Here is a 23,313-nt window from a genome sequence, read left to right as displayed (position 1 = left end):
CCGCGATTTCTAGAAATCGACACGCGGCGTGTCGGGAATAGGATTTTCGAACAGCATCCAGAACGAAACGCTGAAGGTCGCGGCGTACCATGCTTCGAAGCGCGCAAGCGCCTCCCCGACCTCTTCGACCGTGCCGGATCCAATCAATTCTGCCCGGTGGAGTGCGACAATCACAGGTGTGAAATTATCCAGCATCGCATCGCGCGCGTCGCTGTCCGATGACCAGCCGAGTTTGGCCAGCAAGGCAGCAATTGCACGCGCAACTGCGATCTCGTTATCATGCTGCCACTCGCCATCGCCAGCTTGTGGTCGCATTGCAGCCGCGAGCGTTCGCATCAAATTAAGCCGGCGAAATGCAAATGCCCTTTCCTGCTCGAGAGATGCTATGCGAGCCGCAGCCTCGTGCCGGTAAAGGGTTTCGACTGCCTGTGCGGACTCGGCCCTTTCTTGCAGCGCTTCCAGGTATTTCATCGCGGCGGCTCCGACCGCCTGATCGTTGGCGGAAGAGAGTGGGAGTCGAACCCACCAAAGACCGTCTCTCGGCCCCTCCCGGATTTGAAGTCCGGACGCCCCACCGGGGACGCATCTCCTCCTGACGCCAGCTTGTCGCTGGTTACTTTCGCAGAAACACCAAAGAGATCCAGCCGGTCTCGATTGATGCGGCGCAGATCTCCGCGACGCACGGTCACACTGTGACGATCGAAGAAATCCAGGATCTGAATGGCAACCTTGCGGCCATTTTCAACCTGATCGCGGAACTCGGCCGCGGTAAACCATCCCTTTTCCCCTTCCGCGCTAAGTCCGGCAATAATGGCAACCATGTCTGCTACCGACCCACGCAGGAAGAAATGATCGTGCGCGATTTCATGTGTCTTGCCCATCCGGCTCGCGAGTTTCAGGAGGCGGCGCACCTCGGGTTCCGGAACGGCGAGCGCGGTCGCGACATCGCGCACGCGTGGAGGACGAAACCGTTCTGCGCCATCGAGCAATGGCTCGATGTTCCGCCAAAAATGTTCGTCGGCAGGGCCCATCGTCACCGCATGACCGGCGCGCCGTACCCACGCCCCATCGATTACAATCTCCCCTGCCCCGGCAAGCCTGTGTAGAGCCGATCGAAACGCCGCGACCGGCAATCGCGGCTCGAGCTGGGTGCGCAGCCGCTCGACACCAATGCCAAGAAGATCGGGATTGTCGACATGGAAGACGTCAAGCCGGTCCAACAGATCCTGACGAAATAAAGCCCAGCGCGAAGCCGAAATCGCAATCATATCAGGTGCAGCGGGGAGCAAAATCGCGCCTAACGCGTGGGCCAGCTCCTCGGTTTTAGTTGCTGCGAGGGCTCTGTCCCGGGCGAAGGCGGTAAGGTCGAGGTTATAGGGCGCGGTCTCAAGCAAGGCCTCCACGGCTTTGGCCGGATCAGCGAGCAGGTGAGCCTCGAGCTGTGCCATTCGTTCGGGTGTGCGACGCTTGCGGGCGGGTGCCCGCAGATCGAGAAAGCGGCCCCCGCCCACTGTGCGCCGGGCCGACGTGTCCCGGACGATATAGCGGTCACCTGCTGCTGCCGCGATCGGCTGGTCGAGTACGATCTGCACATTTGCTGCGGTACCGGGTGCGATCGGAGCATCGCCAAGCGGCACGACGCGTGCACCAACTTCTGTCGAGGCATGGTGGAGCCGGACTGGAAACCAGTGCCCGATCGGCTTGGGCTCGGAACCAAGGACGCGCAAAGTTCCGTCGATCCTGTTTGTCGATTCGTGCAAGCTCGGGTCCAGTATCATGTCGCCGCGGTTGATCGCGGACTTTGAAACGGCCTCGCCGGCGAGATTAAGGGCGCAACGGTCGCCGGCTTTGCCTTCCCTGCTCGGCCGGCTCTGCGCATGGATGGAGCGTACACGTGCCGCGATCCCTGAGGGGCTGACGATCACATGATCTTCCACCGCGACCCTTCCCGACAAGACCGTGCCCGCCACGACAGTTCCCGTGCCTTGCAGCGTGAATGAACGGTCGACAGCGAGACGAAAGCGGCCATCGGCTTCGCGCCTTGCAAACTGGCGTGCTGCTTCCACAATGTGGTCGCGCAGTTGGTCAATGCCTTTTCCAGTTACTGTGGAAATGCTCAGAATTGGCGCGTCGCGAAGCGCCGTTGCGACAAGCTCGTTGCGTAGTTCGGTCTCGACTTCGACAAGCCTCTCCTCTGGCACAAGGTCGGCCTTCGTCAGCGCGACGACCCCGTGCTCGACACCAAAGAGGTCGATAATGGCAAGGTGCTCCCGCGATTGCGGCATAATCCCATCATCTGCAGCGACGACGAGCAGCACGAAGTCGATGCCGCTCGCACCGGCGAGCATGGTGTGGATGAACTTCTCATGGCCTGGAACGTCGATGAAACCGATGGTTTCGGCCTCCACTGGCAAGTAGGCGAAACCAAGATCGATCGATATGCCGCGTGCTTTTTCTTCCTTCAGCCGGTCGGTATCGACGTGGGTCAGAGCTTTGACAAGCGAAGTCTTGCCGTGATCGATATGCCCCGCAGTACCAACGATCATGATTGGCTGTTTCCTCCGGCCTGCCCCGCTCTCATATCGAGGCCTGCGATATTGGCAGCAAATGCTGCCTCATCTTCGAGGCACCGCAGGTCAAGAACCAGGGACCCGCGCTCGATATGGCCAATGACCGGGACGGGCAGGCGCCGAAGAGCGGCGGACAGTTCCTCAAGCGCCCTGCCGCCGCCATCGATAACCGTCAAGGCGAGACCAGCGCTTGGCACCGTGGCCAGCGGCAAGGCGCCCGATCCGATTTGACTGGCACAGTCGACGACGGCGACATTGAACGCACCTTGCACGGCCTTCGCGACGATTGGAGCCAATCTTTGCGCCTGCGCACCGATCTCTTCGCGGGAGCGGCTGAGGAGCCGCATAGTAGGAAGACGCTGGCTCAGTCGTTCGGGATCGCGATAGAGCTTCAGCGTCGCTTCGAGTGCGGCCATGCGGATCTTGTCGACTCTGAGCGCCCGTTTCATCGGGTTCTTGTTGATCGCCTGGATAAGGTCCTTGCGTCCGACGATGAATCCCGCCTGCGGTCCGCCGAGCAGCTTGTCGCCCGAAAAGGTGACAATGTCCGCACCTTCATCAATCGCCTCTCGCACCGTCGGTTCGTGCGCCAGTCCGAAGCGCGTGAGATCCGTCAATGTGCCGGACCCGAGATCGTGGACCAGCGGGACGGCGCCTTTGTGCGCGATATCCTTCAATTCCTGCGGCTTTACTTCTTTCGTAAAGCCTTCGATGCGGTAGTTTGAGGTGTGGACCTTCAGGATCAGTCCTGCGTCAGGTCCCAAAGCATTTGCATAATCGCTTTTGTGTGTCCGGTTTGTGGTGCCGACCTCCACCAGCCTGGCGCCCGCACGCGCCATGATGTCGGGCATGCGAAAGGCGCCACCTATTTCTATGAGTTCGCCGCGGGAAACGATGGCCTCCTTGCCCGCCGCCAGACTGTTGAGCACGAGCAGGACAGCCGCCGCATTGTTGTTGACGACGGTCGCATTTTCAGCGCCGGTCAGTTCGCAGATCAGGGCACGCAAATGATCGTCGCGTTCGCCGCGCTTGCCGCTGTCAAGATCATACTCAAGGGAAACGGCCGAGCGCATTGCCGCCACCGCAGCGTCAATTGCGGTCTCAGCCAGAAGCGCGCGGCCAAGGTTCGTGTGCAGCACCGTACCGGTCAGATTATAGAGCGGGCGTAGCGTGGTGCGCTGGCGCTCCTCAAGGCTTGCGACAAGATTGTCGAGAATAATTTCCGACGCCTGGATAGGGTGGCCTTGAAGAACTTTCCGGCGCAGGTCGGCGACGGTGTCGCGGAGAACCTCGGTCACTGCCGGCCGTCCGAAGCGCTCTATGGCAGCCACCGCCAATTCAGACCGCAGTAGCTGATCGACAGAGGGTAGAGCGCGGAGACTGGAATTGGTGTCCATCGCACATCCTCACAACCCGGCGAGCAGCGGCGAGAAGCCGCCGCGCCGATAGGGTCCCGCTCGCATCAGGAGGTCAAGGCCGAGACTGGCAACGTCATCTGCGACCGACTCGGTATCCGGTGCCTTGTCCTGATAGAGGATTTTCATCCAGCCCTGGCACTCGTCACAGGTCTCGGCCTTGATCGTGCCGCCATGTCCGTCGATTTCCTGATAGCCAATGCCCTTGGTCGAACCGCACAACACGCATTTGATGCGGACGTAGTTCCACAACGTGCCACACATGGAACAGCAGCAAAAGCGTGCGCCATGGGAGCCGGGCCAGCCGACGACCATCGATGCCACCGGCAAACCTCCGCATGTTGGACAGATGCCGTCGGCTATCGGCGCGAGCATCTTTGCGTCCAGAGCCGAGGCGAGCCGGGCAAAATGCACCTGCAGGGCCGCCCAGATATAGATGTGCTCGGCAATTGCATCTGCCGGCAACGCGCTGGAGAAAACCGTTCTGGCCATGGCCCTGCGATCCTGGACACTGGCGGCGGTCACGCGGGATAGAGCGTCAGCCGCCGCGGCGGGCTTTTCAATCGGCGCAACAGCCGCAAACAGGCGATCGAAGATATCGTCCAGTGTCGGCTCATCCTCGATCCTGCTCCGGTCGATCAGGGGCATTGCGAATTCGCGGGCACGCGCAACGGCCGTCGCGTCTGGTCCACCGGGAGCCGGCAAACCAACTTGGATTTCGTGTTGGGCCCGCGCAAGTCCCTCAACGAACCTGAGGTACGGTGAAACTTGGCTTGTTTCAGCCAATTGCCGCAGCCGTGCTGCCCTTGTGGAAAAGATCGAACCCGGATCGGGCAGTCGGACAAAGGGCGGTGACGAGATATCTCCGATTGCCGTTGGATCCGGCTCAACCGCACTCTTGGTGTTCATGCTGCTCCCTCACGAACCCGCCGGGCCACGTGGACCGATGAAACTTCTACCATACCCGCTTATTCGGCGGGCGTACTTCCCGATTTGTCCTTGGGCGATTTCGCCACCAGCTCTCGTAGCCATTTGCGATGGTGACGCCATGCCCAGCCGCCGGTAACGGAACCGCGGGTCATTGCGCGTATCGTACCACGCACCCAGATCGCTGCGTAGACATGAATAATCCAGACGCTGATCGCCACAATCGCCGCCATGGAATGGATCAGTACAGCCCACCGCTTCTGCTCGATCGTGGTCAAATCGAAGAAATACTGGTCCCATATTATGATCCCGGTCGTGATGAGCACGATGATCAGCAATGACATCGACCAGAAGACGAATTTCTGCCCGGCATTGTACTTGCCGACCTCGGGCAGACGGTCTTCATGAGCCGTAAGCACATCACGAATACGGGCCAGCCAGGTGCCGTCTTCGCGCTTCCACAGATTGGCGCGCCAGAAGCGGAGGAAAAGGCCAAAGAAGCTGAAGAAAAGGACAACGCCGATCCACGGATGGATAATCCGGGTAAGCGGTCCGCCGCCAAAGAGGCCCGTCAGGAAGAACAGGTCAGGATGGAACAGCGCCAAGCCCGAGAGTGCGAGGAGCACGAGACTGACGGCCGTGATCCAGTGGTTGACACGCGCGCCGGCAGTATAGCGATCGACTGTGACGGGCTTGCCGGAATGAACGCTGTCGCCCTTTTCCACGTCGTACTGCGTACTCATCGGCGCCGCTCCTCCCCCACCAGCTTCTCCGCCTGCTCTTCATCTTCGTTCGAGACGCGGTTGGGACCGGAGACGAGGTAGTGCATGAATCCGGCGATGGCTGCGACACCCATGACGGCAAATCCGGCATATCGCGTAACGCCTTTCCAAGCATCCACGAGCGGACTTATTCTTGGATTGTTCGGCAGGCCCGCATAGATTTCGGGCTTGTCCGCATGATGAAGAACATACATCACGTGCGTGCCGCCGACGCCTTGCGGGTCGTAGAGCCCGGCATTATCGAAGCCGCGTGACTTCAGGTCGGTGATGCGGCCCTCGGCATGCTGCTTCATTTCCTCCTTGGTACCGAACACGATCGCTTGCGTCGGGCAGGCCTTGGCGCAGGCAGGTCCCTGCCCCACCGCCACGCGGTCGGAACACAATGTGCATTTATAGGCAACATGGGTGACCGGAGAGATGCGAGGAATATTGAAGGGGCATCCTTTCACGCAATAGCCGCAACCGATGCAGTTCTCGTGGATGAAATCCACAATGCCATTCGAGTATTGGACAATGGCGCCGGGAGCTGGGCAGGCCTTCAGACACCCCGGATCCTCGCAATGCATGCAGCCATCCTTGCGGATAAGCCATTCGAGATTGTTGGTCTCGGGATTCTCCCACTCGGTAAAGCGCATGAGGGTGAACATATCGGGGGTGAGATCATGCGGGTTGTCATAGACACCCACATTTTCGCCAACCGGTGGGTGCGTGTCGTTCCACTCGATACACGCCGACTGGCATGCCTTGCAGCCAATGCACTTCGACACGTCGATAAGCTTTGCCACCTCGGTCTGGCGCTGTGCCGGTGGGGTAACATTGGATGCGGAGCGGCGGATCAGGTCCTGCTCGCCAAATCTTGCAGGCTCGGGCCGGGTCGTAGGGTTTGGTACAGGCGGGAACATGTTGCCGTCTCCTATGCCACCGGCCCGGCGATGGGCTCGATATTGACGAGGAACGCCTTGAACTCCGGCGTCTCTATATTGGCGTCACCGACGAAGGGCGTCAGCGAATTCGGTCCAAAGCCCTTCTTGGCCGCTCCCATGAAACCCCAATGCAGCGGTATCCCGACCACGTGAACCGGCTTACCATCGCATATCAGCGGTTTTATGCGCTTGGTAACGACAGCTTTCGCCCGAACCGATCCGCGCTTCGACCAGACCCGCACCCAGCCGCCCTTGGTGATGCCTTTCTCCTTGGCGAGTTCTTCCGATATCTCGACGAAGAACTCGGGTTGGAGCACCGCGTTCACCCAGACATGCTTGGTCCAGTAGTGGAAATGCTCGGTGAGACGATAAGAGGTCGCCGCATAGGGAAATTCCTCCGAAGCTGGTTCGGCGAACTGCGCGAAATCGCCCTTGAAAACGCGGGCAACGGGATTGCCGCGCACATTCGGTGCGACGATGTTCGCCAGGGGCGACTCGAACGGTTCGTAGTGGGCAGGGAATGGTCCGTCGCGTAACATGCCACGGGCAAAAAGCCGCGATACTCCTTCCGCATTCATGATGAACGGTCCGACCTCCGAAGGCTTGGCCGTCGGCGCAATGTCCGGAACATCGTATCCGGCCCATTTCTGGCCGTCCCATTCAATCAGCTTCCGGCTCGGATCCCAGGCCTTGCCGTTCAGATCGGCCGAAGCCCGGTTGTAAAGGATGCGGCGATTGACCGGCCATGCGAATGCCCATTTGAGATAGGCACCCGTCTCGTCCGGGTCCGACGTATCGCGCCGGGCCATATTATTCCCGTTTTCGTTGAAGCAACCGGAATAGATCCAGCATCCGGAAGATGTCGAACCATCGTCCTTTAGGGCCGCAAAACTCGGCAATAATTTGCCGGCTTCCACGACCACCTTGGATGGATCCGTTGGATCGTAAAGTGTGGCCGAAGTCCTGCCGTTCATCTCCTTGGCGAGTTCTTCCGCAGTCGGATCGCCGGGATCCGCATAGGACCAATCGAGATTGACGATCGGGTCCGGGAACGCCCCGCCTTCCTGGCGATAGAGTTCCTTTAGACGCGAATATATCTGCGCCATGATCCATACGTCGGTCTTGGCCTCTCCGGGCGGCGTTCCCCCCGGCCAGTGCCATTGCAGCCACCTGCCGGAATTGGTCAGTGACCCCTCGTCTTCTGCAAAGCAGGTCGAAGGCAGCTGGATGACCTCGGTCTGGATTTGTGCGGTTTCTACGTCGTTGAAGTCGCCGTGATTTTCCCAGAACCGCGATGTCTCCGTGTCCAATGGATCCATGGTCACGAGGAACTTCAGCTTGGACAGCGAGTCCGTGAGCTTTTTCCTGTTCGGCACTGCCAGCAGCGGGTTGAAACCCTGGCAGATATAGCCGGTCATCTTGCCCTGGTTCATGAGTTCGAATGCCCGCAGGACATCGTAGCCGGGGACGTCGAGCTTTGGCAGCCAGTCATAGGCGAAGTGGTTTTCCGGCGTCGCCGCCGCTCCCCACATCGACTTTAAGAAGCTGACGAAGAACTTCTTGTAGTTCTGCCAGTAGCTCATCTGGTTCGGCCGAAGCGGTTTGAAGCCCCGCGTCGACATATAGGTGGCGAAGTCCACTTCCTTTTCCGTCGGCAGCGTCATGTAACCCGGAAGCAGGTTCGACATCAGCCCGACATCGGTCAGTCCCTGGATGTTGGAGTGCCCGCGTAGCGCATTCATGCCGCCGCCGCGCACGCCAATATTGCCGAGGATGAGTTGCAACATCGCCATGGAGCGGATGTTCTGCGAGCCTTTCGAATGCTGCGTCCAGCCAAGCGCGTACATGGAAGTCATCGTCTTGGTGGGCGACGACATTTCCGAGATCATCTCGGCTACCTTCAGGAACTTGTCCTTCGGGGTGCCGCAGATACGCTCAACCAGTTCAGGTACGTAGACGGAAACGTGCGCCTTCAGGAGGTTCCATACGCAGCGCGGGTTGGTCAGCGTGTCGTCAACCACGGCGTAGCCGTCATCACCGATGACATATTCCCAAGTGGACTTGTCGTAGTCGCGCTTGGCTTCGATATAACCGGTAAAAAGACCGTCCTTATATTCAAAGCCGTCCTTGACGATGTACGTCGCGTTGGTGAACGCCTTGACGTAGTCCCATTGCACCTTGTCGTTCTGGATGCAGTAGTTCATCACCCCAAGGAGAAATGCGATATCTGTCCCCTGGCGGATCGGCGCATAAAAATCAGCGACGGATGCAGAGCGCGTAAATCGCGGATCGACGACGATCAACTTCGCGCCGCGGTTGGCCTTGGCCTCCGTGACCCATTTGAAGCCGCAAGGATGCGCTTCGGCGGCATTGCCTCCCATGATGACAACAAGATCCGTGTTCTTGATGTCGGTCCAGGAGTTGGTCATTGCACCACGGCCAAATGTTGGGCCCAAACTGGACACCGTTGGGCCGTGTCAGACACGTGCCTGGTTATCGAATACCAGCATTCCGGCGCTGCGCACGACCTTGTAGGTCGCCCAAGCCGTTTCATTCGTCGTTGCGGAGGCGGCGAGGAACCCGGTCGTCGTCCAGCGATTGACCGTGACGCCGTCATTGTTCCTTTGAATGAAGTTCTTGTCGCGATCGTCCTTCAGCAGGCGCGCGATCCGATCGAGGGCATCATCCCAGGACACTTTCTCAAATTTATCCGAACCGGGCTTGCGGATCATCGGATACTTCAGCCGCGTCTCGGCCTTAACGAAATTGAGCAGCGCCGCGCCCTTGGGGCAAAGCGTGCCACGGTTCGTCGGATGATCGGTGTCGCCCTCGATGTGAACGATTTCGGCGCTCTCGCCCTTCTTCAGGTCACCCTTGGAATACATGATGATGCCGCATGCAACGGAGCAATACGGGCAGGTGTTCCGGGTCTCGGTCGTGTTCACCAATTTGAAATCGCGGATGGCCTTGGCGTGGGCGACTTCCACCTCGCCGAAGCCGAAGGCTCCCAGCGCTGACCCCGCCACACCCGCGCCGGCCGCCGCAAGAAACTGGCGCCGCGAGAGTTCCATGTTCATGGCATGTCACCTCCCTTAATGGGCCGGCCCTACCAACACGGCATGCCGGAAACTTCAAGTGCTCGGCAACTTGGAACGCGCGAGCGTTCCGAACAAAATGCTACCTGATGAAGTTCAATTGTCAAACCAATAAGATGCCCTATAATATGAGTATAACAATCATGATTAATTGGGTTGTACGAACGTCCTATGTACTTCCGCCAAAATCACTTCGAACACCGCGATTACTTGTCATGCGGAAGCTTTTACTCCCCTGCGACCTGTCATTGCAGTGCAGCAATAAGATAACCGTGGCGCACCTTTGACGTCCTGCGCAAAATGGACAAGAATGTCGCCACCTGCTGTACTTTCAACGTGCAAGAAGGCTGCCATGGATGATCGAACCGCTGTGCCGCTCCGCCTGACGTCGCTTGCACATGGGGGCGGCTGCGGCTGCAAGCTCGCACCGTCGGTGCTGCAGCAACTGCTTGCAGACCAGCCAATTGCGGGACCCTTTGCGCAACTCCTTGTGGGAACGGAAACCGGCGACGATGCTGCGGTTTGGCAGCTGGATGACGAGACTTGCGTAATCGCAACGACGGACTTCTTCATGCCTATGGTCGACGACGCTTTCGATTTCGGCCGGATTGCCGCAACGAATGCCATCTCTGACGTTTATGCCATGGGCGGAAAACCGATCATGGCGCTCGCAATCCTGGGCATGCCGATCGACAAGATGCCGGCCGAGCTGGTGCGTGAAATCCTGCGCGGCGGCAGCACTGTCTGTGCGGATGCAGGTATTCCGGTCGCCGGTGGACACTCTATCGACTCGCCGGAGCCAATCTACGGACTGGCCGTTATCGGCACATGCCCGGTTGCCAATATCCGCCGCAATAGTGGCGCGAAACCCGGCGACGCCTTGATACTGACGAAAGCTCTCGGAGTCGGCATTTATGCGGCAGCGTTCAAGAAGGGCGCGCTGCCCGACGAAGCCTATGGTGAGCTCATCGCGTCGACGACGCTCCTCAATCGCGTGGGCGCCGAACTTTCTCGCGATAGTGACGTGCACGCAATAACGGATGTGACGGGATTTGGGCTCCTCGGTCATGCCCTTGAGATGGCTCGAGGCTCGAATGTGGCGATCCTCCTGCGCGCGGACGACATATCCTACTTTACGCAGGCAGCCGACCTTTCCCAACAGGGCTTTGTGACTGGCGCCTCGCACCGCAACTGGGCAAGTTATGGCGAAGCGGTTGTCCTTCCGCCGGAATTTCCCATTTGGCAAAGGCAGCTGCTGACTGATCCGCAAACGTCGGGCGGATTGCTGATTGCCTGCCGTCCCGAGCGAGCCAAAGATCTCCTCGAGGCGATCATTGATGCCGATTATCCCGCCGCACGGATTATAGGCACCGTATCCGGCGTAGACCCTGGAACATCTGCGGGAGTGCATGTTGTCTAGCCGCTTCGCCCCGCTGGACCCCGGCTCATCCGTCATCACCGACCACCCGTAGATGCGATCCCGTCGAGCGCAGGCACGCCATCAGCATGGGTCCAACCGAGAACGCCCCTGCCCTCGCCTTCTCGGTCAGCGCCCGAAGATAGCCGCCGGCCGAATTGATCTGTTCAGCCCTCTGGAGGATGCAGGCAATGACGATTGCGGCGCGCTCCTGGCCGAGAGCATCGAGCGCATCCGCGTAGGCCGAGGGAGAAATTCCAAGATAACCGCGCACTTGTGCCGCTGTCGCCATCAGATCACGCCAGTTCGCAATGCCGCCAGGCGCATAGTCGTTCATTTCCGGGCAAGCCTTAAGCACGAACCCAACTGGATAGGTCTGGGTGACGTGTTCCGTTGTTTCCTGTTGTGGCGCAGTTTCAGCCCCTTGGCTGTTTCTTGAGCCAGGTTCAAATTCAGTTATGGAGTCGGGTTTTGAATTCTGTTGCTGCGGTTCATCGCGGGACTCATTGCAGCTCATATTTTCTTCATTGAGCTTATTTTCCAAGGCGATAGCCACCTCATCGTGCAAAGCAGCGAGGTCCGCCAAGATCTCCTGAAGTGTTTCCCTTTCCGCTTGGCGCGGGATAGCATCGACAATGCTGCGAAATCGCGTCCACAACTGTTGCCAATCGCCAGAGATGGCTTCGGCAATCGCCATTTCGATGAGCTTTGCGATGTCCCGCCTGTGAAGCGTGATGCGCTCCCTGACGAGCTTCAGGGCATGGCGTTCGGCGCGCACGCGCTCAGCGGCCGCCTGGAGCTCCTCTGCACGCGCCAGGAGCGGCGCAAGCGAGAACCCGAAAGCCTCGGTGATCTCCCCTCCCCTGCCCTTGCGCGAATAGCGTTTGCCGTTGGGGCTGTCTTTGCGGGTGATCAGACCACATTCGATTAGCGCAGCAAGATGCCGGCGGAGCGTGGCGTTGGCCATGCCATGCGCACGCATCGAAAGCTGAACATTCGATGGAAAGACAATGGTGCCGTTTTCTTCGGAAAGTTCATTGTCCGGCAAAAACGACAACAAGGCGTTGAGCACAGCGAGCGATCTGTCGCTGATCCCAACCTCTTCCTTGCCTTCACAGAGCCAGCGGTAGACCTGCCACTTGTCGGCAGACTTTCCCGGCTCAATTTCTTGCGCCCGGGTCTGTGCCCGAAGATGCGCAAGCGACATCGACCGCCGCCCAAAGGGCGTCGTTATCAGATTTCCATTCATCCTCATTGCCCTTTTCGAAAGGCAAAAGAAATCTGCTCGTCAAAACGACGTCGGGGACTCTTGACAGTGATTCGTGGAAATGCGATTCTCAGTCTGCTAGAACTTTGAGAGAGGCTTCCACGACCGGGTCGTTTGGGGGCCTTTTTCTTTTGCGGGGTCTAATCTCCTGTTTCAGTCACTTTTTTCGATTCCTTGAACGCTTCATAGAGCTGATCAAGGTTATTGGTGATGAACACACCAAATTCCCTGGCATTCTTTTCGTTCAAGGCAATCGAGAACGTCTTGCCGGAAAGCTTTGTCGCAACCTTCACCGATTTGTCGTCAGGCGTCCAAACCGATCCGGCGCTTCCTCCGATGGCCTTGCGTACCGGCCTTCTGGATCCGGCGCCCCTGAGGAACTCGAAGAGTTGGTCGAAGCGATCTGCCGATTTCGCCGCAGCAAATTCCGCGCTTTCAACGAATTGCACAGCCTGCGAACCGTGCCTGGGGTTTTCGACCAGCTTGCGCATCTCAAGCCAGCGGTCGCGGCCTATTCCCTTGGCGGGGCCGATTGCTGCAATGATTGCTTCCGGGATGGCCTTTGGAATGGTCAGCATCTTCGAAAGCGTCTGATAGTCGATTGACAGCGCCGACTGTATGGCGTCTCGCGCATAGCCGAGCTTCTCAAGGCGATCAGCAAACTGCACGCGTTCGATAAAGCTCAGATTGGCGCGCGCGGAATTTTCCTGTCCCTGGCTGATCACATGGTCGAGATCGGCGAGGGGCTTAACCACAGCCCGGACCGGACGCCCGAGTTCCTTCGCAACCCTTGCTCGTCGATGCCCGAAGACAATCATATACCGTCCATCGCTTTTCGGGTGGGGCCTGACGAGAATAGGGCTGTTCTGCCCCCTCTCCCTGACCGCGTCCAACAATTCGCGATACTCTTCGTCGTCACTTTCCGGCATCCGGTCGGTAACGAACGAAGCGTCCAGCAAGTTCGGGTCGAGATCGACGACCGTTTCCCCGTCAACCAGCTTCGAGGCCTGGCGCGCCAGTTCATCGATCGATGACGACATCGATTTCGCGGCGCCGAACTTGCGGAAGCCGCCGCTTGGCTCAGCATCGGCCGCCACATCGGGTTCGCCGTGCATGATGCTTTCAAAGATGTTCTTACGCGCCATAATCAATTTCCCCGAAATTGCGTCAATGTGATGAATTCATTGACTGAATTCCGTATTTAGCCTGCCGTCTACCTTCGTCCCCACGCCTCGTGGATGAGTTCGCGGATTTCCGAATTGACCGCTTCCATAGATTCCATCGCCCGATCATAAGTGTGCCGGTTCATTGCCGACTTCTCCACTTCGTAGAGTGTCTGCTTGGTAAGGCCCGCATCCGATATGGCCGTCGATTTGAGCATCTGGTGCTTCAGCATCTGCGGCGCCAGCATGGACTGCATGAAGCCCATCATCTGCGTTTGCGGAATGTCAGTCGGCTCGTAGCGTGTGATCAGATAGCGGAACCAGTCGAGATCGACATCGCCGCCGGCAGCCCCGACGGTCTTGAGGATATCGCCGAGCATCAACAGGAATTGCGACATCGACATCAGGTCCAGCATCTGCGGATGAACCGTAATCAATACCGCCGTCGCGGCGGCGAGCGCCGTGAGCGTCAGATAGCCGAGCTGTGGCGGGCAATCGATGATGACGACGTCGTAGCGTCCATCAACTTCCTTCAGCGCATTTTCGATGCGGTTCCAGAAGGTCTTGCCGGCAATCGAGTTCTTACTCTGCATGGCGAGCGGCGTGTCGTACTCATATTCCTGCAATTCCAGCGACGCGGGAACGACGTCAAGGCCAGGAATATTGGTCGACAGGATCACGTCTGTAATGGGCTTGCGCGCATCGTCGTAGCGGATCGCCTCGTAGATGGAGGGGTTTTGGTCGAGCTCCGGCTGGATGCCGTAGAGCGCGGAAAGTGACGCTTGCGGATCAAGATCGAGGGCAAGGACACGATGTCCGGTCAACGCCATATGTTGGGCGAGGTGGGCGGCAGTCGTCGTCTTGCCGGATCCACCCTTGAAATTAACGACGCCGATAACCTGCAGCTTCTCATCGCCGCGGCGATGCGGCACATATTTCTTGACATCGGCGCGGCCGTTGCGATCGAGCCAATGGCGCAGCTGCATGATCTGTTCGGCTGAGTAGCTCCTGCGGCCGCCGGTATGAATCGTCGGTTCGACACCCTTGCCTTCGAGATGAAGCTTTTTCAAATTGCTTGTCGAAACGCCAAGAAAATATGCGGCCTCGGCGAGAGAAAACTGGCGCAACGTTTTGCGGGCATTCGGGGGAAATGTTTCCATGCGAAGCATATTGAGCTTCCGCGAAATCTCGCGACCTTGCGCGAGAATCGTGTCATCAAAGGAAGCTTTTTTTGCTGTTGTTGCGATGTTCATCGTCGACCCGGGCCTCAAATGACGGCATTTCCATTAAAACCGTCCGAATGCCGTCATTATGTCCGATTCGCTTAAGACAGCAAGAACTTTACTGTTAACAACTGGTTAACGATGCGGCCGACTGATACCGTCTGCCTTGGCGAGGTTTCCAGCGCTTATCCGTTGATAGGTAACAGGTTTCTCACCGTTTAGACGGCGGACTATTTGTTACGATGCTAAAGAAGCCTTCGCGCATACAAACCGCGGCCGGGCAGGTACTATCGCGATCACGTTGACGGCCATTGATGGGAGTGGCATCCTAGGCAAATCGCCAAGAGCCGTAGTAGCCCGGCGATGTGCCGGGCTACTCGGCCTCCCAAGCTCCGTTCCCCTCCAGAGCCTGCCGAACAGAAATTAGCTCCAGTTTAACTTCCGTTCATCGTTATAGTTAACGATTTATCAACGCGTTACGCTTGCACGACTACTCATAACAACCACACTGCACGAGTTGCAGTCAGATTGGGATGACTTCCAAAAATCCAAAGGCGACAGTGACTATCGTCGGCTTTGGGATTCGGTCGCTGGGCAATGCAACAGCCCCAATACGACCATCGGCACGCCCCATCCGCCCTGCAGGATGTTACGCCCGGCAGACGATAGAATGATATTTCGCCATTGGTACAACGCGCCTATGCGGTGATACCCATTTCGGTCAGGTGCGGGTGGATTGGCACGGCGGCGGTCTATGCATTTCTTGCATTCGCGTGTCGAAAGAGCGATGCTGGCATGGGGATGCCATTGATCACGAGTCTGGTTGGGCAGGTCTATTTGAGCATGATGCATATTTCACCTGAGCACTCATTGGACGTCAGACATTTTTGGCCACAATCAAAGTGCAATCATCAAGCGATGACCCGGGATGTCCGCCGTTTTTCGGCGGGCTATTCAATGGTGCGGGGTCATCTTGCAGTGCAGGCCAGCCGAAACGCATGGTGCGTTCTCGGGGGAACCGCGGACACGATCGCAAGGGAACTCACGTTATGATTCAATTTCGTATCACTACAGTCGCCGCGACGGTCATTGCCGGCGCAGGGCTGATCTTTCTCACGCTCCCGGCTTCCGCCGCCACCGCGGCGCAATCCGTCACCAAACAATGCAGCACGCAGTATAATGCCGCCAAGGAGGCCGGCACCCTGAACGGCCAGAAGTGGCCCCAGTTCCTTTCAGATTGCAGCGCGAAGCTGAAAGACGCGGGAGCAACTGATGCTGCGGCGCCCGCCGCCACGACGCCGACGAAGAAGGCGACGAAGGACACGGCCACGACAAAGCAGTCCAAGGATACTGCGGCCGCCAAACCCGCCAAGGCCACCGAGACTGCAGCGGCGGGCGGAATGTCCGCCAAGGCGATCACCAAGGAGTGCAGCACGCAATACCAGTCGGCAAAATCGGCCGGTACGCTGAAGGGCCAGACGTGGAACCAGTTTCTCTCGTCCTGCAGCGAAAGCTTGAAATCCGACAATTCCGATGCATCGACGCCTCCGGAGCCGACACCGGCAGCCACCAAGACCACGACCAAGACAGCCGCCGCTGCAACGACAGCGGATGGAAAGCCGCTGACCCCCGGCCAGGTCGCTTTCCGTCAGCGGATCAGCGCTTGTGGCGAGCAGTGGCAGCAGGCCAAGGCGAGCAACAAGACGGGTGGCAAGACATGGCCGCAATATTGGAGCGCATGCAATACACGGCTGAAGGCCGAGTAGTCTTGCATCACGTGAAGTCTCGATTGCCCGGGTAAGCCCCGGGCAGTCTTACCGCGGCAAATCTATCCGGATCGCTGACATTTAACCCACGACGATGTAAACAGTCTCCACTGGTGTGGAGCGCAGGAATGAACCGAACAAAGCGGACAGTCTATTTCTTACTCGGCTGGCTGATGGTGGCGCTCGGATTCATAGGCGCGCTTCTGCCTGTCATGCCCACCACCATATTCCTCATTCTTGCTGCATGGTGCTTCAGCCGTTCTTCCCCACGCTTTGAAAAATGGCTTTTGGAGCATCCGGTCTTCGGCCCGACCCTGGTGCACTGGCGCGAACATGGCGCGATACCGAAGCGAGTAAAACTTCTCGCCTGCGGCGGCATGGCTTTGGGCTATGCCATGTTCTTCTATTTTGCCCGACCGTCGCCGCTGCTTGGCGGCATCGTTGCGCTGTTCTTCATCGCTTGCGCGGCCTATGTCGTCAGCCGACCGAGTGTTGCAGCGTAGTTTGCTGGGCGTCGATCCGCTTTTCGGTCACCGCATCGAAGACATGAAGTTCATCGGCATCGATGCTGAAGCGCTGTAGCGAGCCGATCGTCACCTGCGAACGTGGCGGCAGGCTCGCGGTGAGACGCTGGTTGCCCACGGATGAGGTGACCACGAGTTCAGGTCCGGTCAATTCCACCACTTCGACTTTGGCTTCGATAGTGAGCTTGCTTGGGTCGCTCAATGCGAGGCTGAGATTCTCCGGGCGGATGCCTACGATCACCTTGCGCGCGGCCTGGCTTCGCAAGGAGGAGGGGAGGGGGATTACCGTTTGTGAACCGGCAATCTGAGCAACGTCGTCCACCAGCGTCGCGTCGAGCATGTTCATGGGCGGCGAACCGACAAAACTTGCGACGTAGCGTGTGGCCGGACGATTGTAGATCTCGTCGGGCGACGCCAGCTGTTCAATGTGGCCGTCGCGCATGACGGCGATGCGCGTGGCGAGCGTCATCGCCTCGATCTGATCATGCGTCACATAGACAATCGTGGTACCGAGCATCTGATGCAGGCGCTTCAGTTCGGTACGCGTCTCCATTCGCAGCTTCGCGTCGAGATTGGACAAGGGCTCATCGAACAGGAAAATCTTCGGATCACGCACAAGCGCCCGGCCAATGGCGACACGCTGTCGCTGGCCGCCGGAAAGCTCCGATGGCCTGCGGCCCAAAAGGTTCTCGATTTGCAGCATCTTCGCGGTCTTTTCGACCGCCTTTGCCCGTTCGGCAGCCGGTACTCTGCGCATTTCAAGGCCGAAGCCGATATTGCGAGCGACAGAAAGATTGGGATAGAGGGCATAGGACTGGAACACCATCGCGATGTCGCGGTCCTTGGGATGAACGCCCGTCACCGAACGATCACCGATGCGTACATCACCTTCCGTCGCCTCCGCAAGGCCGGCAATGATGTTGAGCAACGTGGACTTGCCACAGCCCGACGAGCCGAGCAGCACAAGAAATTCGCCGCTCGCCAATGACAGGTTGATTCCCTTGAGCGTATCGATGCTGCCATAGCGCTTGCGGATATTGACGAGTTCAAGGGCGCTCATGGCGCATTCTCCAGGAATGAATGAAGGATCTCGCCGTCGTAGCGGCGAGGAACAGTGGATATGGCCGTCGAAGCAATGCGCACACCGCATTTGAGGCTGTGCTCTAGCGTCTGGCCATCGGCTTGCGCTGCTATGAAAGCCGCATTGAACACGTCACCCGCGCCGATGGTATCGGCAACGGCAACCAGCGGCGCCGCGACCGAGACGAGCCTGTCGTTAGGATCGATCGCTAGCGCTCCATCGGGACCACGCTTCACGACGACGGTCGCACCGAGTGGCATAAGCGCCTTCAATATCCGGGCCGCTTCAACGGGATCACCGCAATCGGCAAGTTGTGTAGTTTCGACTTCGTTGAACAGCGCAAGCGTGCAGCGCGAGAGCCACCGGCGCGTCTTTTCACGATTTGCCTGCGTCCATCCGTCGATCGGCCAGCCGGTATCGAGCGCAAGCGCAATGTCATTTGCATCGGCCCAGGCGAAAAGCTGGTCATACTCGGCAACGAGGCCATCTGTCAGGAAGGCCCCGCAAAGGATGACGATGCCACCCTTCAGCTTTTCAGTATCGAGCATCGATACCACCTCTTGCCAGGAGAGGGCTCCGATATGACCCCGCGTGGTAAAAAAGGTGCGCTCACCGTTCGGATGCGTGATGCCAACCGAAAGCGTTGTGCCCGTGGGCGCGACGGGCCAATTTACGGCCACAGCACCAAATCCCTGGCGCAGCCATTCGCCGAACTGGTCGTTGCCGATATTGGCAGCGATCTGGAAGTCGACACCGAGGCCCTGCCAGGCAAGGGCCGCATTGCCTGCCGATCCACCGACACGCAACTCGTCATAATCGACCATGATTTCGGTTCCCGGGGTCGGCCAGGGATCAGCGGGCCCGAGGATCAGATCGACATTGACGTTTCCGATGACGGCAAGCGGGCGCATCATTCGCTCCGGGTGATCTTGCTCGAACGGACCGGCGTACCGACATCCTCGACCCGCATGCTAGCAAAGCCGAGCATGAAGTGCTGGCCGGCCGGCAGTAGTGCAAATACGGCGGCCATGTCGCTCGCGGTTCCGACGTCGACCGTCACCGCGCCTTCGACGGGCGCTTGCCCGGAGGCGTCGAACACGACGACAGGTGATCCTGCCTCGAGGGCGGAAATCGCCATCCGTGTTACGAACTCTGCGGTTTCATCGCGCGCACGGAACAATACGACGCCCATCTTCGGTCCAAGCATTTCCATAGGTCCGTGCCGGAGCTGGCCTCCCTCCAGCGGAAAGCAGGGAACTCGCGAAAGCTCGGTTAGCCCAAGCGCGATCGCCTCGGCTACGCCCTGCAGGCGGCGAGCGGAGGTTACCACCGAACCAACATCTGCAAGCGCGTCGACAGCGGCCTTGACGTCGGGCTGGCGCTCGGATCGGAGCAGCGCGAGGGCCGGTTCGGCATCTTCGCCGAGCGCGCTCAGTATGGCGAGATGCAGGGCGAAACTCAGCGTTAGGCTGCGCGTTGCCGCAAAGGCTTTTTCCGTGCCGCCGGCTCCGACGAGGGACGGAACAGTCCGGGCGAGCGTAGAGCCGCCCTCGAGCGTCAAGCCGAACGTATCAGCGGGCACGCCGACCTCGGCGAACCAGCGCAACACTTCGGCGCTTTCGCCCGACTGCGATGTGAGCAGGACCGTCTTTCCAGACAACGGCAGCGGCTGGCCGAGCTGTTCGGAGAGCGGTATAGCAACCGCATCGATCCCCAATGCGCGATAGAATGGTTCGACCGAACGTCCGACGGCGTGTGAGCCTCCCATGCCGAGCAGCAGCAGACGACCATTCTTGCGCAGCGATGCGGCAATCGTCGCCGCAAGCGAAGAGGCGGCGTCAAAAGAGGCGATGGCGTCGGCATTCTGGCGTGACATTTCATATTCGATCGCGACAAGTCCGGTGGGCCGGGTGGTGTTCATGGTCTTGGTCATCCTTTGACGCCGCCACTGGTCAGCCCCGAGATCAGGGCGCGTTGCATGAAAAGGCCAATCAGCAGCGGGGGGAGGGCGGCCAGGACACCCGCTGTGGCGATAAGGCCGTAATCGGAAACGCGTCCGCCGGCGAGGTCGGCGATCGCGACGGTCAGCGTCTTTGCACGCTGATCGGAGGTGAAGAGCAGGGCATAGAAGAATTCGTCCCAGGCGAGCAGGAAAGCGAAGAGCGCTGCGGTCGCCATGACCGGCGCGGCCAGCGGCAGCGTGATAATGCGCAGGATCTGGTCGAGGCGCGCGCCATCCATGGTCGCTGCGCTTTCGATCTCACGGGGTATGGAGTCAAAACCTGACTTGAGGAGCCACGTCGTGAACGGAGCGAGGATCGTGAGGTAAACCAGCGCGAGCCCGAAGACGTTGTTGAGAAGACCCAGCCAGGAAAGGGCCATGTAGAGCGGTACGGCGAGCGCGACGGGCGGCAGCATGTAGGTCGCGATGACCGCGTAGAGCGACCAGCCGACGGATGGCGTTCGCGAAACGGCCCAGGCCGAGGGGATCGCAACGATCAGCGCGGCGATTGTCGCCATTCCAGCGACCTTGATACTGTTGAAGAGGGAGGCGACAAAGGCCTGTCCGGCGCTGTTGGCGACCGAAGACAGCAAGACGCCGTAACGGGACAGGTCCACGGTATCCGGCCACCAATGAAGGGGCTTGGCGATGAGATCGGGCGTTGAAGAAATGCTCATGACGAAGAGCCAGAGCACCGGCGCAAGGATCACCGCCAGCAAAAGCAGGGCCGCGAGATGTACGAAAATGGTTGCCGCAAGGCTTCTACGTTCCATCAGGACACACCTGCGCTTTTGCGAATGAGGGCCGCATAGGCGACGGCAAGGATCGTCACCAGCAACGTGACGATCAAGGCGAGGGAAGCGCCGGATCCCGCCCGCTGGAACGAAAACGCTTCCTGGTAGACGAGGATTGAAAGCGTGCGCGTGCTGTTGGCTGGTCCCCCACGCGTCATGACCCAGATAATATCGAACACCTTGAACGCTTCGATCGTGCGCAGGACGAGCGCGACCATCAACGGACCGGCGAGATAGGGCATGATGACAAAGCGGAAGCGCGACCATGCACCAGCGCCATCCACCATCGCCGCCGCCGTAATATCACGCGGTACGGCCTGGAGGGCGGCGAGGGCAATAAGCGCAACCAGAGGAAAGTTCTTCCAGCAGTCGGCGACGATGAGCGAGGCGAGTGCAGTGCCGGGTTCACCCAGCCATGATTGATAGGCCCCTATGATCCCCATCTGGGTGAGGGCCGCATTGAGTGCGCCATATTCGGGATTGTAGATCAGACGCCAAAGTGTGGCATTGACCACTGTCGGCAAGGCCCAGGGCAATATCATCAGGGCGCGCAGGACAGAGCGCCCGTAGAACTGCTGATTGAGCAGCAACGCCGCAAGCACGCCTATGACCATCTCCGCCGAGACAGAAAGAACAGCGAACCAGAATGTGGTGATCAGCGTTCGCTGAAAATTGGGCCCGGAAAGGATGCGGACGTAGTTTTCGAAACCAACGAAATTGCCTGCGGTGCCGACGAGCTTGGCGTCCGTAAAGGAAAGTCGCACCGTGTCGAACAGCGGCCAGCCGATAATCGCAACCATCACGATCAGGAGCGGCAACATCAGGAACCATGCGCGGGTCGTGATCCAGTTGTTCGTCATGAAAATCCGCCTGTGCATGCGATCCGACAATATTGAATCATTGTGAAGGCGCGGGCGGAGCAATGTCTGCAGCCGCCCGCGCTGAAAAATCAAAGACCGCTGTTCTGGACGGCTGTTTCGAGCGCTGCATCCGGCTTTGCCTGGCCGAGCAGCGATTCCTGGATCGCCTGCTGCAGTGCTGTCGACAGCTCCTGATACTTCGGTGTCGTCGGACGCGGGTACATGGCAGCGAGCCCGACCTTTGCGGCGGCGATCAGTTCTTCCTGACCCTTTGCCACGGCCGGATCGTCATAGGAGGATGCCCAGATCGGCAGGCTGAGCTTTGCATATTGGTTCTGCGTAGCCTGCGAGGTCATGAAGGTGATGTATTTCCAAGCTTCGTCCGCATGCTTGCTGGTCGAGGTGATGCCCAGGCCCATCGAACCGTTGACCGCCGAAACCTTGCTCTTGCCTTCGACACCCGGGGCAGGCACCACGCCGACCTTGCCGGCGACCTTGCTGTCCTTCGGATCGTTGGCCATGTTGTACATGTAGGTCCAGTTAAGGGCGAACGCTACATCACCATTCTGGAACAGGCGGCGCACATCTTCTTCCAGAAATTCCTTTGAGTTCGGGTTGGTGACGCCGGACGTATAGCTATCGACCATATATTTCAGCGCGTCGAGACCGCCGCCGGTCTGGAAGGCGGGTTTGCCGTCCTTGAGGAAGCTGCCGCCATAGGCGCTGACGAGCGTCGTATAATCACAGATGGCAGCTTCCGCCTGCGACCAGCTCCAGGCGATCGGGGTGGCAAGTATGCCCTTGTCCTTGATCGTCTTGGCCTGTTCGGCAAGCTCCGCCCATGTCGTCGGCGGCGCCTTGATGCCTGCCTTTTCCAGAATTTCCTTATTGTAGAAGAGATACTTGGTGTCGAGAATCCATGGCATGCCATAACGTTTGCCGTCATATTCGACGGTGGTCCAAGCGCCCGGCAATACACCCGACTTCATTTCCGGCGTGATCTTGTCCGTTACATCCGTCAGGACTTTATTGGTTGCATATTCGGCCGGCCAGATCACATCGAACAGAACGACGTCGTAGCCGCCGCCCGATCCCTGGGCGAGCACGGTCTTGTCGTGCAATCCCTCATAGGGAACGAATTCGAGATTGACCGAGATATCCGGATTTGCCTTGGTGAAGGCCTCAGTCATGGCACGAACGTCTGCCTCGCTATAGGCAGCCTGCGCCATGAACAGCGCATTGATCTTCGTCTCCGCATGGGCTGGCGAGAAGAGCGCCGCTCCAAGGAGTGTCGCGCCGAGAAGCGCGGTCTGCACGGATTTCAACATTATTACCTCCTATTTGGCCTTGGTCAGTTGCGGAGCCACTCGAGCGAGAGACGCCGGTTGGTCGTTAAGTCCGAGAGCTTTTTAACCAGGACCTGCCCGCGACTTCACTTCGTCCGGCCAGTGCTCATTCCCCGAAGACTCTTGCGGTCTTTTATTAAATCAATTGTCTTGACTTA

Annotated in this window: 18 protein-coding genes, 1 tRNA gene and 1 pseudogene; 3 read left to right on the top strand and 17 right to left on the bottom strand. The window is 58.9% G+C overall.

What is annotated here, in order from left to right; translation table 11 throughout:
• Positions 1–9: 9 nt before the first annotated feature.
• The 8 genes and pseudogenes from BLR72_RS01890 to fdnG all read right to left on the bottom strand — a co-directional run bounded on the left by BLR72_RS01890 (position 10) and on the right by fdnG (position 9,694).
• Positions 10–471 (bottom strand): hypothetical protein, encoded by a 462-nt coding sequence (locus tag BLR72_RS01890; RefSeq protein WP_091944525.1) that lies wholly within the window; start codon positions 469–471, stop codon positions 10–12.
• Positions 472–497: 26 nt separating this feature from the next.
• Positions 498–593 (bottom strand) — tRNA-Sec (locus BLR72_RS01885).
• Positions 594–716: 123 nt separating this feature from the next.
• A pseudogene (gene selB / locus BLR72_RS01880) lies at positions 717–2,546 on the bottom strand (selenocysteine-specific translation elongation factor); the annotation flags it as partial.
• Positions 2,543–3,967, bottom strand: a complete 1,425-nt coding sequence (gene selA, locus BLR72_RS01875) for an L-seryl-tRNA(Sec) selenium transferase (RefSeq protein WP_091944522.1) — start codon at positions 3,965–3,967, stop codon at positions 2,543–2,545. The gene selA and the pseudogene selB, both read right to left, overlap by 4 nt.
• Before the next feature lie 9 nt (positions 3,968–3,976).
• Positions 3,977–4,894, bottom strand: a complete 918-nt coding sequence (fdhE, locus tag BLR72_RS01870) for a formate dehydrogenase accessory protein FdhE (protein WP_091944519.1) — start codon at positions 4,892–4,894, stop codon at positions 3,977–3,979.
• Between the two features lie 59 nt (positions 4,895–4,953).
• Positions 4,954–5,655 (bottom strand): formate dehydrogenase subunit gamma, encoded by a 702-nt coding sequence (locus BLR72_RS01865; RefSeq protein ID WP_091925208.1) that lies wholly within the window; start codon positions 5,653–5,655, stop codon positions 4,954–4,956.
• Positions 5,652–6,596, bottom strand: coding sequence for a formate dehydrogenase subunit beta (gene fdxH / locus BLR72_RS01860; protein WP_091944517.1), 945 nt, complete (start codon positions 6,594–6,596; stop codon positions 5,652–5,654). Before fdxH ends, BLR72_RS01865 begins: the two co-directional genes overlap by 4 nt.
• An 11-nt stretch (positions 6,597–6,607) precedes the next feature.
• Positions 6,608–9,694, bottom strand: a complete 3,087-nt coding sequence (gene fdnG / locus BLR72_RS01855; RefSeq protein ID WP_139202482.1) for a formate dehydrogenase-N subunit alpha — start codon at positions 9,692–9,694, stop codon at positions 6,608–6,610.
• 370 nt (positions 9,695–10,064) lie between these two features.
• Between fdnG and selD the strand changes: the two genes are divergently transcribed.
• Positions 10,065–11,132: a selenide, water dikinase SelD gene (selD, locus tag BLR72_RS01845; RefSeq protein WP_091946470.1), complete on the top strand. Its 1,068-nt coding sequence runs from the start codon at positions 10,065–10,067 to the stop codon at positions 11,130–11,132.
• Positions 11,133–11,157: 25 nt separating this feature from the next.
• On the opposite strand, the gene repC is transcribed toward selD, so the two are convergent.
• The 3 genes from repC to repA form a co-directional block, all read right to left on the bottom strand.
• Positions 11,158–12,378, bottom strand: coding sequence for a plasmid replication protein RepC (repC, locus tag BLR72_RS01840; protein ID WP_091946467.1), 1,221 nt, complete (start codon positions 12,376–12,378; stop codon positions 11,158–11,160).
• Between the two features lie 158 nt (positions 12,379–12,536).
• On the bottom strand, positions 12,537–13,541 hold the full coding sequence (repB, locus tag BLR72_RS01835) for a plasmid partitioning protein RepB (RefSeq protein ID WP_091944509.1): 1,005 nt from the start codon (positions 13,539–13,541) through the stop codon (positions 12,537–12,539).
• Between the two features lie 68 nt (positions 13,542–13,609).
• Positions 13,610–14,812, bottom strand: a complete 1,203-nt coding sequence (gene repA / locus BLR72_RS01830) for a plasmid partitioning protein RepA (RefSeq protein WP_091944506.1) — start codon at positions 14,810–14,812, stop codon at positions 13,610–13,612.
• 1,019 nt (positions 14,813–15,831) lie between these two features.
• Here repA and BLR72_RS01825 point away from each other — a divergent pair.
• Both BLR72_RS01825 and BLR72_RS01820 read left to right on the top strand, forming a co-directional pair.
• The gene (locus BLR72_RS01825; protein ID WP_091944502.1) at positions 15,832–16,548 is read left to right on the top strand and encodes a hypothetical protein; all 717 of its coding nucleotides are present in this window, start codon (positions 15,832–15,834) and stop codon (positions 16,546–16,548) included.
• A 74-nt stretch (positions 16,549–16,622) separates the two neighbouring features.
• On the top strand, positions 16,623–17,051 hold the full coding sequence (locus tag BLR72_RS01820; RefSeq protein ID WP_036815146.1) for a YbaN family protein: 429 nt from the start codon (positions 16,623–16,625) through the stop codon (positions 17,049–17,051).
• Here BLR72_RS01820 and ugpC read toward each other — a convergent pair.
• From ugpC to BLR72_RS01790, 6 genes are all read right to left on the bottom strand, one after another.
• On the bottom strand, positions 17,026–18,132 hold the full coding sequence (gene ugpC / locus BLR72_RS01815; RefSeq protein ID WP_091944499.1) for an ABC transporter ATP-binding protein: 1,107 nt from the start codon (positions 18,130–18,132) through the stop codon (positions 17,026–17,028). The genes BLR72_RS01820 and ugpC overlap by 26 nt on opposite strands.
• Complete coding sequence (locus tag BLR72_RS01810; RefSeq protein WP_091944497.1) at positions 18,129–19,064, bottom strand: carbohydrate kinase family protein; 936 nt, start codon at positions 19,062–19,064, stop codon at positions 18,129–18,131. Before BLR72_RS01810 ends, ugpC begins: the two co-directional genes overlap by 4 nt.
• Positions 19,064–20,074, bottom strand: a complete 1,011-nt coding sequence (locus BLR72_RS01805; RefSeq protein WP_244506596.1) for an SIS domain-containing protein — start codon at positions 20,072–20,074, stop codon at positions 19,064–19,066. The genes BLR72_RS01810 and BLR72_RS01805 overlap by 1 nt, the downstream gene beginning before the upstream one ends.
• Positions 20,075–20,082: 8 nt before the next feature.
• Complete coding sequence (locus BLR72_RS01800; RefSeq protein ID WP_027233013.1) at positions 20,083–20,928, bottom strand: carbohydrate ABC transporter permease; 846 nt, start codon at positions 20,926–20,928, stop codon at positions 20,083–20,085.
• Positions 20,928–21,809: a carbohydrate ABC transporter permease gene (locus BLR72_RS01795; RefSeq protein ID WP_091925234.1), complete on the bottom strand. Its 882-nt coding sequence runs from the start codon at positions 21,807–21,809 to the stop codon at positions 20,928–20,930. Before BLR72_RS01795 ends, BLR72_RS01800 begins: the two co-directional genes overlap by 1 nt.
• Before the next feature lie 89 nt (positions 21,810–21,898).
• A complete protein-coding gene (locus BLR72_RS01790) occupies positions 21,899–23,137 on the bottom strand; it encodes an extracellular solute-binding protein (RefSeq protein ID WP_091925237.1) in 1,239 nt (412 codons plus the stop codon).
• Between the last annotated feature and the right edge of the window lie 176 nt (positions 23,138–23,313).

Source organism: Phyllobacterium sp. YR620, assembly GCF_900104165.1.
Taxonomy (GTDB): domain Bacteria; phylum Pseudomonadota; class Alphaproteobacteria; order Rhizobiales; family Rhizobiaceae; genus Phyllobacterium; species Phyllobacterium pellucidum.
Note: the sequence above shows the minus strand (reverse complement) of the source record. Positions and strands in the feature narration are given on the sequence as shown.